The organism is Lacibacter sp. H407, assembly GCF_037892605.1.
GTDB lineage: Bacteria > Bacteroidota > Bacteroidia > Chitinophagales > Chitinophagaceae > Lacibacter.
This window is the reverse complement of record NZ_JBBKTU010000001.1, coordinates 2,292,686-2,307,523: the sequence shown is the minus strand read 5'-3', so window position 1 is coordinate 2,307,523 and position 14,838 is coordinate 2,292,686. Positions and strand designations below refer to the sequence as shown.

Below are 14,838 nucleotides of genomic sequence, written 5' to 3'. Positions count from 1 at the left end.
TAAATTTGTTAGTTGTACTCGTTTGTGCATTCGTTTTATGTTTCATTTCTTTTAAGCTGTTTCGTAACTTCAAAAAAGCAGCTATATCTACTTTTATCATCAGCCTATGCTGTCTTGCTTTTGGTTATCTGCACGACAGTTTAAAACAGCTTCTTCCTCAGAGCTACGTTTCGAAATTCATAGTTGTAATTCCTGCAACTTTTCTTCTGTTTTTGATTATATTTTTGATCTTAAAAAAAAGAAAAAGAACGTTTGATGATGCATATTTATTCCTGAACCTGTTATTTACCATTTTAATTCTTTCAGAAATACCAAATAGCATTAAGCGGTATCAAATTGACAAAAGTGTTGACAACCTTATTGATTTTCGCTTTAATGTATTCAATGACTATCAGCCTTCGAAAACGCTGCCAGATTCCTTGAAGCCAGATATTTACTTTCTTGTATTTGATGCGTTAGCTTCATCAAAAAGTATGCAACAAAATTTCAAAAAGAATACCTATCAATTAGATTCTCATTTACTGAAAAAAGGATTTTATGTTGTTACGAATGGCGCAGCGAATTACAACTGGACAATTCATTCACTTACCAGCACATTTAACATGGAGTATCTGCCACCTTGGATAGCTCCAGTTATGAATGACCCAAAAGTATATTTCTGGGGGTCCTCTTCAATACTAAATAATTCATTATTTCAAATTCTTAAAAAAGAAAAATACAATATTCATAACTATCAACCTATCTCATTTGATAATGAAGACTGGCCAGGAGATTCTTACTTCTTAAATATGAGACAACATCATTATTCTTTCAAAACACTTCCTGGACGTATTTACAGAGATATTTTTTGGAATTATAACCGCATCGACGTGCCTTTTATAAAAAATCGACAATTTAAAATAATCGATAAAAGGAATGCTGATAAGAAGAACTATTTTGACACGACAATTTCGATGATTAAAAACAGCTGTTCATTAACAGGTAAGCAAAAATTTGTTTACGGCCATTTTATGCTGCCACATGACCCATATATATTTGACAGCACTGGTAAAGTAAAAACTGCTGAAAAAACAATACTTAAAGTTGGCCCAGGAAATTCAGATTCATACTACCATCAAGTTGTGTATGCTGGCAAAATAATCAGAGAATTAACAAACTACATTCAATTACATAATAAAAAAAATACCATTATAATTATTGAAGGCGACCATGGTTTTCGTTCTCAAGAGGGCGATAAAGAAGGTTATACATTCCAAAATTTCAACTCTATTTATTTCCCTGACCAGAACTATGAACTTTTGTATGATTCACTTTCGCCGGTTAACACCTTTCGAATAGTACTAAATAAATATTTCGGCGCAAATCTAAATCTATTAAAAGATAGCAGCACATTAGTAACTGCTCAAAAAGAAACAGTTATAAAATCTGAAAAGATTCAACTAAATAAAATCAATTAAAATATTTATAACGACTTCCTTAAACAAAAAATATATTCTTTAGTTACAAGTATGAAAACTGAAAAATATATAACAAGGTTATTATAATGAAACTACTTCATAAAATACTGCCGAATTTTCTTCATTGCTTTTCAATACCAGTATTTTTCATACTTCATAACTATATTGATTTTGCAGGCTTAATTGATTTAGGGAAAATATCCGGTCTAATAATTGCATGGATAACAGCGCCAGCAGTTTTACTTTTTTTTTATTGGTTAATCCTCAGAGACTTGTCAAAGTCGGCATTATTAACCTCTATATTACTTTCAGTTTATTTTTTTGCAGCACCGTTTATGAAGGAAATCAAGGCTGTCCCTTTTCTATGTTATTTCTCTAGATATTCCATTTTTCTTCCGCTCCTATTTATTTCCCTCATATTAACTCATCATTTTGTTCATAAAACAAGGAAAAAGATTGAAAGAGCGCACTTGTTCTTAAATGTTACGATACTAATATTATTGAGTTATGAAATATTTCAACTTTCTATATACGGATTCGCTTCACTCAAGGAACGAAATGCAATAGTTACCCAAAATAACACGGTGCTAAATAAAATAGAAATAAAAGAACAAATTAAGCCGGATATTTTTTTTCTAATATTTGATGAACATCCCAGTACTAAATCACTTCATACACTATTCAACTATAATAATAACTCATTGGATAGTAGTTTGAGTAAACTTGATTTTAGAGTTTCGGCTGGCGCAACCAGCGCATATCACCATACTGTTGCGTGCATTTATTCACTACTTGGGCTCACTGAATTTTCGCCCAAAAACAGTAATGAACTTATTTTAAAACAACAGTATGCAATAAATATCAAACTCGCAGAAAATAGACTGGTCCCGTTCTTACAAACTAATGGTTACACATTTATTAATGCTAGCATGTTCGACTTTAAGGATAATAAATCATTGGTACGAAAGTATATCCATTGGAATTCTCCTGAAGATATGATTCAAAACCAAACTATTTTGAGAAAAGTAAAACAGGATATTGGTTGGAATTTTACTAGCTTTTATAAAAAGGCTTTTATTACTGATTTTAACCGACGAATCAATGATGAGGTAATATATACTAAAAGAATCAATCAATTAATCGACTCTTCATTAACCATCGATACTATTAAACCCAAGTTTTTCTATGGACACTTTTTTTTACCACATGATCCTTTCAAATTTGACGAAAAAGGCAATACAATTAATTGGAGCTATGAATCATACAAAAATCAATACCATACAACAGCGACCTATCTAAACCAAGTAAAGTATGCAAACAAAACAATCATTGAACTGGCTAATAAAATACTTAGAAACAATAAACGTCCTTCAATTATAATAATCCAAGGCGATCATGGTAACAGACGCTTCGATCTTAATAAATTCCCACAAGATCACAAACAAAAAATCCTATCTGCAATATACTTCCCTGATAAAGATTATAGCCAGATACCAGATGACCTATACTCTCCCAACACCTTCAGGATCATCCTCAATAAATACTTTCAGCAACAAATTCCGTTGCTGAAAAAGTAAACACTAGTGTAGCAGATAAAACACTCCCAACTCATACCCTTTCATCCCCAACCCAATAATACTACCGGCAGCCTTGGCACTTACATGCGACAGTTTCCGGAATTCTTCACGTGCATGTATATTGGAAATATGCACTTCCACAACAGGTGTTGTAATGGCTGCAATGGCATCGCCAATGGCAACGGAAGTATGGGTGTAGCCACCGGGATTCAGTACAATGCCATCATACGAAAATCCAACACGCTGTAGTTCATTGATCAACTCACCTTCTACATTGCTCTGATAATAATGAAACTCAACAGCAGGAAATTTTGCTTTCAGCTCTTCAAAATATTCTTCAAACGACTTGTTGCCATAAACTCCCGGCTCCCGTTTTCCAAGGAGGTTTAAGTTGGGCCCATTGATGATGGCGATCTTCTTCATAGCATAAATATAAAAAGAAATGAGGCACAAAATTTTCGAGATAGCTTAGGCAACAATCACTGAAAATTTGGTGGCGAATTCTATGTGGCAAAAAATCAATAAAAAAGAACACATGAAAAAGCCCCGATGTTGAATCGGGGCTCGGTATTAATTTAAACTGCTTTTGATCATTTGAATAAAATCATCAAACAGGTAACGGCTGTCGTGCGGGCCGGGTGTGCTCTCCGGATGATACTGCACCGAAAACGCAGGACGATCTTTCAAACGAATCCCTTCAATTGATTCATCATTCAGGTTCACATGGGTGATCTCGACATTGGCTGCTTTACGCACCGCTTCCGGATCAACACCAAATCCATGATTTTGTGTAGTGATCTCACACAATCCTGTCACCAGGTTTTTCACCGGGTGGTTTAATCCACGGTGACCATGATGCATTTTGAATGTGGAAATATCATTTGCCAACGCCAGCAACTGATGACCGAGACAGATACCAAACGTTGGCTTCTTCTCGTTGATGATCGCCTTCACTGTGTCAATGGCATAATCCATACTGGCAGGATCGCCGGGACCATTTGATATAAAGTAACCCGCAGGGTTAAACGCTTTCAGCTCTTCGATCTTTGTTTTTGCAGGGAATACTTTTAAATAAGCACCCCGATCAACCATGCATTGCAGAATGTTCAGCTTAGTACCAAAATCCATTACCGCAATACGGATCGGTGAATTTTCATCACCCATATTAAATGCTTCTGTTGTACTTACTGTGCTTGCCAACTCCAATCCTTCCATTGAGGGAACCTTTGCTAACTCTTCTTTCAGTTTTGCTTCGTCTAATATTTCCGATGAAATGATGCAGTTCATGGCGCCTTTCGTACGCACATGGGCTACCAAGGCTCTTGTATCTACATCTTCAATAGAAACAATATGCTGCTCTTCAAGGTATTGCTGCAATGATTTGTCAGCAAAATATCTTGAAAAACGATCTTCAAGATTACGGCCGATCAAACCTTTGATTTTTACACTGTTGCTTTCTACATCTTTTGCAAATGTGCCGTAGTTACCGGTATGCACATTGTTCATGATAATGATCTGGCCGGTATAACTGGGATCAGTAAATACTTCCTGGTAACCTGTCATACCTGTGTTGAAACAGATCTCACCGGTAGTAGTACCAATTTTCCCGAATGCTTTCCCGTAAAATACATTGCCATCTTCCAGCATGAGAATGGCAGTTTGAGTTCCTGTTGGCTTATGTGGTTGTGTCATAATTATTATGCAAAATAAAAGAGGCAGAACCAAATGTCCTGCCTCTGTATCAAAAACTTTTCAACATGAATATTATTCAGCTGATTTTTCTTCTTTTGTTTCTTCAGCAGCAGGAGCAGCAGCAACTTCTTCAGTTGTAGCTTCAGCCTTTTTCTTCGCACCACCGGCACGACGGGTTTTCTTAGCAGGCGCAGCAGCTTCACCTTTTCCTTTACCGTAGATCTCGTTGAAATCAACCAGTTCAATCATGGCTTTTTCTGCGTTATCACCTACACGTATACCTAATTTCAATACACGTGTATATCCACCCGGGCGGCTGGCAACTTTTTCAGCAACAGTGCTGAACAGTTCAGTAACAGCTTCTTTGTTTTGTAAGTAACTAAACACTACACGACGTGAGTGAGTAGAATTGTCTTTGGCTTTTGTAATCAGAGGCTCGATCCATGTACGTAACGCTTTTGCCTTTGTTAAGGTAGTAACGATACGTTTGTGTTGGATCAGCTCGATAGCTAGGTTAGTCAGCAACGCTTTTCTGTGAGAAGCGGTACGACTCAGATTTTTGATTTTGTCTCCGTGACGCATGACGTTTAAATTTAGAATCTTGTACCGTGTCAGGAATTACAAGACTATGTTTAAAAAAATACTCAGCTGCAGTAACTGCAGCTGAGTAAAAAATATTAATCGATATTATCCAATCCCATTTTGTGAAGATCCATACCAAAGTGTAAGCCTCTTTCGCCTAACACCTGCTCAATTTCAGCCAATGATTTTTGACCGAAGTTGCGGAACTTCATCAGGTCTTCCTGCTCGTACTGTACCAATTCACTCAATGAGTTGATCTTTGCAGCTTTCAAACAATTGAAGGCACGTACTGAAAGATCGAGATCTTCCAACGGAGTCTTCAATACCTTACGTAATTGCAGCATTTGCTCATCCACTACATCTTCTTTCTTCTCTTCCTTATTATCAAACGTGATGTTTTCATCAGTAATGATCATCAGGTGTTGAATCAAGATGCGGCTTGCTTGCTTTACTGCCTCTTCCGGATGAATTGTACCATCTGTAACAACATCCATTACTAATTTTTCGAAATCAGTACGCTGTTCCACACGTGTATTTTCGATCAGGTACTTTACGTTTTTAATGGGCGTAAAGATAGAGTCAGTAGCAATGTATCCAAATGGAGCATCTTTTGGTTTGTTATCTTCTGCAGGTACATAACCACGACCTCTTGCAATGTTGATCTCAATATCAAGCTTTGCACTTGGATCCATTGTGCAGATCAACAATTCAGGATTCATTACTTCAAAACTTGGAGAAGCTTCACCAATGTTAGCAGCAGTAAATTCTGTTTTATTTTTCAGACTTAACGTGATCTTTTCGTGACTTACTTCGTGCTCAACTTTTTTCTTAAAACGAACCTGCTTCAGGTTGAGGATAATTTCCACAACATCTTCGCTGATTCCTTTTACAGTACCAAACTCATGGTCAGCTCCCTCTATCTTAATACCTACAATTGCATATCCTTCCAATGAATTCAGCAACACACGGCGCAGTGCGTTACCAATGGTAACACCATAACCGGGTTCAAGCGGACGAAATTCAAATTGTGCTTCAAAGTCTGTTGCTTTCTGAAGAACAATTTTATCGGGTTTTACGAAATTCAAAATAGCCATATTGAAGTTTCTGTTTTACATTTTTGTAATCGGCTGTTACGCCTTGATGATTCTGCTGTTGCGTCGCACTCTTGTACGCTTTGTAACTGTATTGACCATTGATTACTCATCACTGATCACTCATTATTACTTGCTGTACAATTCCACAATCAGTTGCTCCTTGATATTCTCAGGAACGTTCTCACGCTCTGGATATGCAATGAACGTACCTTTCATTTCAGCTTCATTCCAGTCTAACCAGCTGAACTTTGGATTTTTACCTGCCAGTTTGCCTGTTACAGATGCATTATCCTTGCTCTTATCTTTTAAGCTGATTACGTCGCCGGGTTGTAATTGATACGAAGGAACATTCACTACTTCACCATTCACGGTAATGTGTTTGTGACTTACGAGCTGGCGTGCACCCGGACGACTTGGAGAAATACCTAAACGGTAAACTGCATTGTCCAAACGTGCTTCCAGTAAGCGGATCAGGTTTTCACCTGTTACGCCCTTGATACGGGCAGCTTCATCAAATGTTTTACGGAATTGTTTCTCCAATAAGCCATAAGTGTATTTGGCTTTTTGTTTTTCACGGAGCTGTAAAGCGTATTCACCTAACGTTTTACGTTTACGTTGTGCGCCGTGCTGGCCAGGAGGGTTGCTGTTCTTACCCAACCATTTGCCATTTCCTAAAATTGGCTCACCGAAAATACGGGAGATCTTGGTCTTTGGACCTGTGTAACGTGCCATAGTTTTTATTCATTTACGCTTTTTAGAAACCGGTGAACTGATCGGTAAAAGCGTTAAAAAATTAATCAGTCACCCTTTATTAAATGAATGAATCTTGGCGATTCAAATATGTCTTAACAACGAAGTAAGAAGTACGAGGTACGAAAAACGTACGTTGTACTTCACACTCCATATTTATTTCTAATTAAACTCTTCTCTTTTTCGGAGGACGACAACCATTGTGTGGTAAAGGCGTAACATCTTTGATCATTGCTACTTCAATACCTGATTGTGATAAAGCACGGATGGCGCTTTCACGACCAGAACCCGGACCTTTTACAAATACGTCCACACGTTTTACACCTGCATCAAATGCTTTTTTCGCAGCTTCAGCAGATGCTACCTGAGCAGCATAAGGAGTGTTTTTCTTGGAACCTTTAAAGCCCATTTTACCGGCGCTGCTCCATGAAATAACCTGACCTTGCTTGTTGGTTAAACTGATAATGATGTTGTTGAACGTGGCACTGATATGTGCATCACCGTGCGAATCAACCTTTACAACTCTTTTCTTGGCGGCTGCTTTAGCGCTCACCTGTTGTGCTTTTGCCATAATTGAAAACCTAGGTAATCTTTGTGTTTAAAATAATCCCGTTTAACACGAGACCAGACCAACGCTCCGTTGCACCATACATCTGCTGCTGATCTGTAAGAACCGGTGCATATTAAAAGCTAAAAGCTGATAGCTCGTGGCTAACAGCTTTTGGCATTTATTACTTCTTAGCTGCCTTTTTCTTTCCGGCAACTGTCTTGCGTTTACCTTTCCGTGTACGGCTGTTTGTTTTGGTACGTTGACCACGAACCGGTAATCCTTTACGGTGACGTAAGCCACGGTAGCAAGCAATATCAAGCAAACGCTTGATGCTCATTTGCACCTCACTACGCAACTGACCTTCTACTTTAAACTCGTTGGTAATAACGTTACGAATTGCATTCAATTCGTCATCATTCCACTGGTTCACTTTTTTATTTACATCAATACCTGATTTCTCAAGGATGTACTTTGCAGTAGAAGGACCAATACCATAGATATAGGTAAGGCCTATTTCTCCTCTTTTGTTCTTTGGTAAATCAACACCGGCAATACGAGCCATAACTTATTATTATTTAATTTCTTTTAATTCTAACAGGCAATAGACAATTGGCAATAGGCAATTTGCGTATTGCTGATTGCATATTGAATTATCCCTGGCGCTGCTTAAAGCGGGGATTCTTCTTGTTAATCACATAAAGGCGGCCCTTTCTGCGAACAATTTTGCAGTCAACGCTGCGCTTTTTGATGGATGCTCTAACTTTCATCGTTTTTATTTTTACTGCCCTCAGCCTTTAGCCTACAGCGTTAAACTTTACTTATACCTGAAAATAATACGACCCCTGCTCAAATCGTAGGGACTCATTTCTACACCAACTTTATCGCCCGGAAGGATTCGGATGTAGTGCATCCTCATTTTTCCTGAGATCGTGGCCAGAATTTCGTGCCCGTTTTCAAGCTGTACCCGAAACATAGCATTGCTCAATGCTTCTAAAATTTTACCGTCTTGCTTAATAAGTGCTTGTTTCGCCATACTTTTTGGGGTCGCAAAGATAGGAGGATTTCTGGAAAAGAATACAAAAAAATCAGCCCCGGCAGGCATTTTCAAAAAAAAATTACCACACCGGGGCCAAAAATAGAATTTTCTGCTATTTAAATTGCTTCTGCTGTAAGATGTACCTTGGTCATATCCAAATAATAATTCTGCAACTGATGGAGTGCAATCGGTTGATTTACATGGCGTTTATCTTCCCTGTACCAAAAGCTTATATTGCTGAAATCATCTTTTCTATCGAGATGAACCCTGAAAGCACCTTTCAGGTATTTTACCGACCCGTCCGGCTGATCTTCCCGCCGGAAATTAATTTTTTGCAGCGCTGCATCACTTAAGGGGATGGGGTTCAGCACTTCGCCTGCATACCAAAATTCATTTTGCCCGTTAGTGAGCACTTTTGCCAGTTTTTGGCCATTGTTTACTTCCAGCACCTCTCCTTCCATGAGTGTGCCTTCAAAATCAACCATTACAAGGTCTCCTTCTTTGAGTTCGGAAATTTTAATCATATGCAATCGTTTTTTTGTTTGCTCTAATTTAAACAAATAATGACAAAAATGCAGCCTAACTGAAAGTTGTTAGGTCCATTTGATCTTAACAGATTGTTTATAATCGAAATGGCCCTCTTTTTGTTTCTAGTATATATTAATTAAATAGAAAGGATATGAAACGATTGATCTTTCTTACAACAGCCCTGCCTTTGATGTTGCTGGTCAACTCCTGCCGCAAGGATCCTATAAAAAATTTGACTGCGGAAGAATCATGGGTGTACATCAGCAGTGGACAAAATGGAATCGCTTTTTCAAATTATCAAACATTTACATTACCCGATTCCATTATTCTGATAAGTAACCGGCAAGGCAGTAATAATTACGAAACAACCGCCCTTGCCCAATCAATGATCGCTGAAGTAAAAAGTACGTTGCAATCACGTGGTTACAGTATCACCGGCAAGGATAACAATCCCGACCTCGGTATAAGTATTGCAAGGATCGATAACAGCTATACCAATGTGGCGGCGTTTAATGGCTGGTGGGACCCCTACTATGGCTACTGGGACCCAACGTTTTGGGGCTATCCCGGTTTTGGATGGGCACCTACACAATTTGTATTCTATAACACAACTGAATCTGCATGGGCCATTGACATTATTGACTTGAAAAATACCAGTGGTAATTCATTGCAAATTCTCTGGAGCGGAACGATTCGTGGTTCTCAGATATTCAACAACCAGGCTCCGGCATTGCTTGTAAAGGGATTGTTTGATATTGCTCCATACATCAGCAGAAATTAATTTTCACACTGAAAGAAAAATAATATGAAAAAAGTATCCCTTTTATTTATTTGCTTCGGTATTAGTTATGCGGCTTCCGCTCAGCAGGGACTATCGAAAATAAGTGCACAGCAATCAACACATCTTCCACTCGGCAGTGTGCGTGCATCGGTTGACAAGCCGACTTTCCGTGGATTTGTTGCCGATTACAGTTACTTTCTTACAAACGAATTTTCCATTGGTGTTACAGGAGGATTCAACGATCTGTATGCAAAAAAAGACCGGAAAACATATGCATTGAATGAGGTGGATGTTTCAGCTGTAAAATCATATTCAATCCAAACCATTCCGATGATGTTGAAAGGAAGTTACAGTAAGATCAAAGAAGGCTCGCTGTTTCAACCATACGTTGGAATTGCCGCCGGCGCAAGTTTGGTGAACTATCAAGAATGGTATGGAACACTGGTAGATGAAAAAAGTGGATTACGTTTTTCCATTGCACCTGAAATCGGAACACGTATTTCTTTTAGTAAATACTCACTTGCAGGAGCCGACCTTAGTTTACGTTACCACTACACGGCGTTTAAATATAATGATGTAAACAATTTGCAAACGCTATCGCTAAACCTTGGGGTGTTTTTCTTTAACAGGAATTAAAGTATTTCGTCTCATTCTTGTTTACAAGAAATTACAGTAAGTAATCGTAGCTGACAATTGATTCTGGCTTGGATTTTGCCATTCCAGTGTATCCACACATGATGCACATCAAAAAAATCATCTATATCGCTTTTCTTCCTCTTGCTATGGCGGCCTGCACAGGATCGAAGACAACTACGTCAGCTCCAACAACAGTTAAGAAAAAGACAGTTACAACAAAGACTGTGAGTGGTTACCAACTCCAGGTACTGAATACCACCGACAGAACTGAAGCCATTAATGCAAAATCACTGCTGCTTTCAACATATCCGCAACAGAAAACATTCCTGATGTATCAAAGTCCGTATTATAAAATACGTTTTGGAAATTTTTTAACCAAGAGCGAAGCAGTCAGTTACCAGAAAAAAGTGAAGGCTGATTTTGCCAATGTATTTGTGATACCGGCGAAGTTTGAAATAAAGGTGGTTGAATAAACATATTCTTCATAAGAAAGAAAAGAGCCTTTTTGAAGCTCCTTTCTTTCTTTTTTTATGCCTCTCTTATTCCGCCCAACTCATTACATAATTTCCGTTTTCAATTTCCAATGCCTGTTTGGTTAGCATCAACGGCCGGAAAGTATCCACCATCACCGCCAATTCTTTTGTTTCCTTCGCACCAATACTTTTTTCAACAGCACCGGGATGAGGGCCATGTGGAATACCGGCAGGATGCAACGTGATCATTCCTCTTGTTACATTCTTCCTGCTCATAAAATCGCCATCCACATAATAGATCACTTCGTCACTATCAATATTACTGTGATTGTACGGAGCAGGAATTGCGTTTGGATGATAATCATATAACCTCGGTACAAACGAGCAAACCACAAATGCATTCGTTTCAAATGTTTGGTGAACTGGTGGCGGCTGATGTACACGACCAGTGATAGGTTCAAAATCATGAATGGAAAAAATATATGGATAACAACATCCATCCCAACCTACAACATCAAATGGATGTGTGCCGTAATGCAAACCATATAACATGCCCTTCTTTTTTGCCCGGATGAGAAAATCGCCATGCTCATCATGCGTTTTGAGATCTTGTGGTTTACGGATATCCCGTTCGCAATAAGGAGCATGCTCCATCAACTGTCCAAACTTACTCATGTAACGTTTTGGATAACGTAGTGGTGTAAACGATTCTACAATAAACAGGCGGTTGTTCGCATCATTGAATTCAATTTGATAGATGGTTCCTCTTGGCAATACAATGTAATCACCATAACCGAACGGCAATTCACCATATTGTGTTTTCACGGTGCCGCTCCCTTCATGTACAAAGATCATTTCATCTGCATCTGTATTTTTATAGAAATAACCGTTTGTTCCACTGGTTGGTGCTGCTAAAACAATATGGCAATCGCCATTCACTAAAACAGGAACACGGCTTTCTAAAAATTCACCGCCAGGTTTTAAATGAAACCCTTCAAAACAACGGTGCTGCAACATTTTTTCTTCTGCAATCTGCGGACTTACATCAATCTGCGGCTCTGTTTTAATGATCTGCGTTGGCGGATGACAATGGTACAGCAACGAATAATCATCACTAAAACCTTCGGTTGAAAATAATTGTTCGCTGTACAAACCACCATCGGGCTTGCGGAACTGTGTATGACGTTTGTGGGGAATATTTCCCAATGTATAATAATGTGCCATAAAATAACTGATAATTGGTTAATTGATAATTTCGAACACTTGTCAATTATCAATTCTTGCAAAGTTCTAACGATGCCAGCAGAAAAATATATTTCCACTTCCGTTTATCGATCCAATATGTGAAATTGCGGTTGAAAGGCATAGCATCATTTCAGGAAATCAAATCTACTAAACTTTACTTACAACATTGACAAGCATTGGACTTATATCCGACACGCATGGTTTCCTTGACGAAACTGTCTTCGATCATTTTAAAAATTGCGATGAAATATGGCATGCAGGTGATTTTGGAACTATTGAATTAGCTAATCGTCTGGCAACTCAAAGTGGCAAATCGATACGAGGTGTTTACGGCAATATTGATGGACAGGATGTTCGATCTATTTATCCCGAACAATTGATTTTTTATTGTGAAGAAGTGAAAGTGATGATCCGGCATATTGGTGGTGCGCCGCCCAAATACAACCCCGACACAAGAAAGGAATTGCAACTGCATCAACCCAACCTGTTCATTGCCGGTCATTCACATATTTTAAAAGTGATCTATGATGACAAGATCAATTGTCTGCACATGAATCCCGGTGCAGCAGGCAAACAAGGCTGGCACAAAGTGCGTACGCTGATCCGTTTTGTGATCGACGGATCAGATATGAAAAACTGCGAAATAATAGAGCTGGGCAACCGTTGACTCAATTCCCGTAGCCGGAAAAATATTTTTGAATTAACTTTCAGAACTAAAACAAACAGCTATGCAACGTCGTGATCTGTTGAAACAAACCGCTCTTACATTGGCCGCCTTCTCTTTTAGCCGGGATCTGTTTGCCGCCGAAGCAGAAAAATTTATTCAGCTCCCCGATGTTGACAAAGTCATCAAATTAAGTTCCAACGAAAATCCGCACGGTCCATCGCCAGCATCACGCAAAGCAATGATGGATGCTGTGAATGGCAGTAACCGCTATCCCTGGGATGTTACTACTAAACTGAGAGAAGAAATTGGCGCACTCACAGGACATACCAAAGAACATATTGTAATTGGAGCAGGGTCATCGGAATTGCTGGGCTTAACTGCAGTATGGGCCGCCACGCAAAAAGGGAATGCGGTTGCTCCCGATCCTACTTTTCGTTTATGGATGCCGGCTGCACGTAAAACTGGACTCGACATTAAACTCGTTCCGCTAACAGAAAAAAAGGAAACTGATCTGCAGCGCATGAAAGAGGCCATGAATGCAGAAACTAAAATGGTTTATCTGTGTAACCCCGGCAACCCCACCGGCACTATTATTCCTGCTAATGAACTCGAAGCATTTATAAAAGAAGTAGCACCCAAAGTAATTGTGTTACTCGATGAAGCCTATACCGAATTTTGTGATGAACCCAGCATGGCACATCTGGTAAACGATTATCCAAATCTTGTAATTGCTAAAACATTTTCAAAAGTATACGGCATGGCAGGTGCAAGGGTTGGCTATGTATTGGCACATCCTGCAACCGTTAAAAAATTAAATGAACTTCAGCCGTGGGCCAATGCGGGCGCAAGTGCTGTTTCATTGGCGGGTGCATTGGCAGCAATTAAAGACAAAGTGTTTATTGATTATTGTAAAAAAGAAAATGCAGCAGCCCGTGCTATATTTTACAAAGCATTGGAGAAGGCCGGCATTCCGTATATTCCATCGCACACAAGTTTTGTGTATTTCAACACGGCAAATTTCGGAAAAGATGTAAAAGCCATGCTGGAAGCAAAAGGCATTGTTGGTGCACGCTCATTTGAAGAAGGAACAAAGTGGTTACGGTTAAGCATAGGTACACAGGATGAAATGAAAAAAGCGGCCGCGGCTTTATTAAGTTGATAAATTCAAGTTTGTAGTTAGTGGTTTGTAATTGCTACCACACTTGTGCTATGTGCCTTATGCTTTGTCTCGCCAATCGTTCAACACAGCATCTTTCCATTCACAGATTTTTAACGAAGTAATTACAATTGATCTGTTTATTTTTCTTCAAACAAAAAAATTATGAAACCAATTCTCCTGATCATCGGCATCCTTTTTATTCATAGTTATGTAAAGGCGCAGGCTGATGCACAAACTATCAAAGACATTGAAACTGTTTGTAATTATTATTTGATTGGTGGCACCAACGGCGACAGTGTGATGTTTTCAAAAGCGTTTGACCCTGCCGGACAAATGCGTTATATGCGGAACGATACCTTGATGAATGTTTCATTGAAGGATTTTATGGCACGCACAAGAAATACAGGTGTAAAACAAAACCGCACCACGAAGATCGATCGGATAGAAGTATTTGGAAATGCTGCTACGGCCAAACTAACCATAGAGTATCCTACTTTTTACTTTCACGACATGATGAGCCTGATCAAAACTAAAGAAGGCTGGAAGATCGTTAGTAAAATATTTTACCGGGAAGACAAAAAGAAATAAACATAAAAGGCCTCCTATCGGAG

At 38.8% G+C, this 14,838-nt stretch carries 19 protein-coding genes; 8 read left to right on the top strand and 11 right to left on the bottom strand.

Annotation, left to right across the window (positions count from 1 at the left end):
- Positions 1-5: 5 nt before the first annotated feature.
- The gene (locus WG989_RS10060) at positions 6-1,457 is read left to right on the top strand and encodes a sulfatase-like hydrolase/transferase (RefSeq protein ID WP_340429170.1); all 1,452 of its coding nucleotides are present in this window, start codon (positions 6-8) and stop codon (positions 1,455-1,457) included.
- Between the two features lie 86 nt (positions 1,458-1,543).
- The gene (locus tag WG989_RS10055) at positions 1,544-3,034 is read left to right on the top strand and encodes a sulfatase-like hydrolase/transferase (RefSeq protein ID WP_340429169.1); all 1,491 of its coding nucleotides are present in this window, start codon (positions 1,544-1,546) and stop codon (positions 3,032-3,034) included.
- Positions 3,035-3,037: 3 nt separating this feature from the next.
- On the opposite strand, the gene aroQ is transcribed toward WG989_RS10055, so the two are convergent.
- The 10 genes from aroQ to WG989_RS10005 form a co-directional block, all read right to left on the bottom strand.
- A complete protein-coding gene (aroQ, locus tag WG989_RS10050) occupies positions 3,038-3,457 on the bottom strand; it encodes a type II 3-dehydroquinate dehydratase (protein ID WP_340429167.1) in 420 nt (139 codons plus the stop codon).
- Positions 3,458-3,604: 147 nt separating this feature from the next.
- Positions 3,605-4,726: a glutamine-hydrolyzing carbamoyl-phosphate synthase small subunit gene (carA, locus tag WG989_RS10045; RefSeq protein ID WP_340429165.1), complete on the bottom strand. Its 1,122-nt coding sequence runs from the start codon at positions 4,724-4,726 to the stop codon at positions 3,605-3,607.
- A gap of 72 nt (positions 4,727-4,798) precedes the next feature.
- Complete coding sequence (gene rplQ / locus WG989_RS10040) at positions 4,799-5,308, bottom strand: 50S ribosomal protein L17 (RefSeq protein ID WP_445298476.1); 510 nt, start codon at positions 5,306-5,308, stop codon at positions 4,799-4,801.
- A gap of 95 nt (positions 5,309-5,403) precedes the next feature.
- A complete protein-coding gene (locus WG989_RS10035; protein WP_340429163.1) occupies positions 5,404-6,402 on the bottom strand; it encodes a DNA-directed RNA polymerase subunit alpha in 999 nt (332 codons plus the stop codon).
- A gap of 126 nt (positions 6,403-6,528) precedes the next feature.
- A complete protein-coding gene (gene rpsD / locus WG989_RS10030) occupies positions 6,529-7,134 on the bottom strand; it encodes a 30S ribosomal protein S4 (protein WP_340429161.1) in 606 nt (201 codons plus the stop codon).
- A gap of 184 nt (positions 7,135-7,318) precedes the next feature.
- Positions 7,319-7,723 (bottom strand): 30S ribosomal protein S11, encoded by a 405-nt coding sequence (gene rpsK, locus WG989_RS10025; protein WP_340429158.1) that lies wholly within the window; start codon positions 7,721-7,723, stop codon positions 7,319-7,321.
- A 160-nt stretch (positions 7,724-7,883) separates the two neighbouring features.
- Entirely contained in the window at positions 7,884-8,264 is a 381-nt protein-coding gene (rpsM, locus tag WG989_RS10020; RefSeq protein ID WP_340429155.1) for a 30S ribosomal protein S13, read from the bottom strand.
- Positions 8,265-8,352: 88 nt separating this feature from the next.
- A complete protein-coding gene (gene ykgO, locus WG989_RS10015; protein WP_083243899.1) occupies positions 8,353-8,469 on the bottom strand; it encodes a type B 50S ribosomal protein L36 in 117 nt (38 codons plus the stop codon).
- Between the two features lie 47 nt (positions 8,470-8,516).
- Complete coding sequence (infA, locus tag WG989_RS10010; RefSeq protein ID WP_129130093.1) at positions 8,517-8,735, bottom strand: translation initiation factor IF-1; 219 nt, start codon at positions 8,733-8,735, stop codon at positions 8,517-8,519.
- 119 nt (positions 8,736-8,854) lie between these two features.
- Positions 8,855-9,262 (bottom strand): hypothetical protein, encoded by a 408-nt coding sequence (locus WG989_RS10005; RefSeq protein WP_340429145.1) that lies wholly within the window; start codon positions 9,260-9,262, stop codon positions 8,855-8,857.
- A gap of 155 nt (positions 9,263-9,417) precedes the next feature.
- Between WG989_RS10005 and WG989_RS10000 the strand changes: the two genes are divergently transcribed.
- From WG989_RS10000 to WG989_RS09990, 3 genes are all read left to right on the top strand, one after another.
- The gene (locus WG989_RS10000; RefSeq protein WP_340429143.1) at positions 9,418-10,047 is read left to right on the top strand and encodes a DUF4136 domain-containing protein; all 630 of its coding nucleotides are present in this window, start codon (positions 9,418-9,420) and stop codon (positions 10,045-10,047) included.
- A gap of 24 nt (positions 10,048-10,071) precedes the next feature.
- Complete coding sequence (locus tag WG989_RS09995) at positions 10,072-10,683, top strand: hypothetical protein (RefSeq protein ID WP_340429141.1); 612 nt, start codon at positions 10,072-10,074, stop codon at positions 10,681-10,683.
- 101 nt (positions 10,684-10,784) lie between these two features.
- Positions 10,785-11,156 (top strand): SPOR domain-containing protein, encoded by a 372-nt coding sequence (locus WG989_RS09990; RefSeq protein WP_340429139.1) that lies wholly within the window; start codon positions 10,785-10,787, stop codon positions 11,154-11,156.
- A 66-nt stretch (positions 11,157-11,222) separates the two neighbouring features.
- On the opposite strand, the gene WG989_RS09985 is transcribed toward WG989_RS09990, so the two are convergent.
- Positions 11,223-12,380 carry a homogentisate 1,2-dioxygenase gene (locus WG989_RS09985; protein ID WP_340429138.1) on the bottom strand — a complete coding sequence of 386 codons (1,158 nt, stop codon included), beginning with the start codon at positions 12,378-12,380 and terminating at the stop codon, positions 11,223-11,225.
- Positions 12,381-12,567: 187 nt separating this feature from the next.
- On the opposite strand from WG989_RS09985, the gene WG989_RS09980 reads away from it, so the two are divergent.
- The 3 genes from WG989_RS09980 to WG989_RS09970 all read left to right on the top strand — a co-directional run bounded on the left by WG989_RS09980 (position 12,568) and on the right by WG989_RS09970 (position 14,815).
- Positions 12,568-13,068 carry a metallophosphoesterase family protein gene (locus tag WG989_RS09980; protein ID WP_340429136.1) on the top strand — a complete coding sequence of 167 codons (501 nt, stop codon included), beginning with the start codon at positions 12,568-12,570 and terminating at the stop codon, positions 13,066-13,068.
- Positions 13,069-13,129: 61 nt separating this feature from the next.
- The gene (locus WG989_RS09975) at positions 13,130-14,227 is read left to right on the top strand and encodes a pyridoxal phosphate-dependent aminotransferase (protein ID WP_340429135.1); all 1,098 of its coding nucleotides are present in this window, start codon (positions 13,130-13,132) and stop codon (positions 14,225-14,227) included.
- Positions 14,228-14,389: 162 nt separating this feature from the next.
- Positions 14,390-14,815, top strand: a complete 426-nt coding sequence (locus WG989_RS09970; protein ID WP_340429134.1) for a nuclear transport factor 2 family protein — start codon at positions 14,390-14,392, stop codon at positions 14,813-14,815.
- Positions 14,816-14,838 lie beyond the last annotated feature (23 nt).

Excerpts from the sequence above, each read along its gene's own strand:
- WG989_RS09990 (WP_340429139.1), top strand. The coding sequence starts at position 10,785 with ATGCACATCAAAAAAATCATCTATATCGCTTTTCTTCCTCTTGCTATG.
- WG989_RS10000 (WP_340429143.1), top strand. The coding sequence starts at position 9,418 with ATGAAACGATTGATCTTTCTTACAACAGCCCTGCCTTTGATGTTGCTG.
- WG989_RS10005 (WP_340429145.1), bottom strand. The coding sequence starts at position 9,262 with ATGATTAAAATTTCCGAACTCAAAGAAGGAGACCTTGTAATGGTTGAT.
- WG989_RS10035 (WP_340429163.1), bottom strand. The coding sequence starts at position 6,402 with ATGGCTATTTTGAATTTCGTAAAACCCGATAAAATTGTTCTTCAGAAA.
- WG989_RS09995 (WP_340429141.1), top strand. The coding sequence starts at position 10,072 with ATGAAAAAAGTATCCCTTTTATTTATTTGCTTCGGTATTAGTTATGCG.
- ykgO (WP_083243899.1), bottom strand. The coding sequence starts at position 8,469 with ATGAAAGTTAGAGCATCCATCAAAAAGCGCAGCGTTGACTGCAAAATT.
- rpsD (WP_340429161.1), bottom strand. The coding sequence starts at position 7,134 with ATGGCACGTTACACAGGTCCAAAGACCAAGATCTCCCGTATTTTCGGT.
- WG989_RS09975 (WP_340429135.1), top strand. The coding sequence starts at position 13,130 with ATGCAACGTCGTGATCTGTTGAAACAAACCGCTCTTACATTGGCCGCC.
- WG989_RS09985 (WP_340429138.1), bottom strand. The coding sequence starts at position 12,380 with ATGGCACATTATTATACATTGGGAAATATTCCCCACAAACGTCATACA.
- rpsK (WP_340429158.1), bottom strand. The coding sequence starts at position 7,723 with ATGGCAAAAGCACAACAGGTGAGCGCTAAAGCAGCCGCCAAGAAAAGA.
- infA (WP_129130093.1), bottom strand. The coding sequence starts at position 8,735 with ATGGCGAAACAAGCACTTATTAAGCAAGACGGTAAAATTTTAGAAGCA.
- rplQ (WP_445298476.1), bottom strand. The coding sequence starts at position 5,308 with ATGCGTCACGGAGACAAAATCAAAAATCTGAGTCGTACCGCTTCTCAC.
- rpsM (WP_340429155.1), bottom strand. The coding sequence starts at position 8,264 with ATGGCTCGTATTGCCGGTGTTGATTTACCAAAGAACAAAAGAGGAGAA.
- aroQ (WP_340429167.1), bottom strand. The coding sequence starts at position 3,457 with ATGAAGAAGATCGCCATCATCAATGGGCCCAACTTAAACCTCCTTGGA.
- WG989_RS09970 (WP_340429134.1), top strand. The coding sequence starts at position 14,390 with ATGAAACCAATTCTCCTGATCATCGGCATCCTTTTTATTCATAGTTAT.
- carA (WP_340429165.1), bottom strand. The coding sequence starts at position 4,726 with ATGACACAACCACATAAGCCAACAGGAACTCAAACTGCCATTCTCATG.
- WG989_RS10055 (WP_340429169.1), top strand. The coding sequence starts at position 1,544 with ATGAAACTACTTCATAAAATACTGCCGAATTTTCTTCATTGCTTTTCA.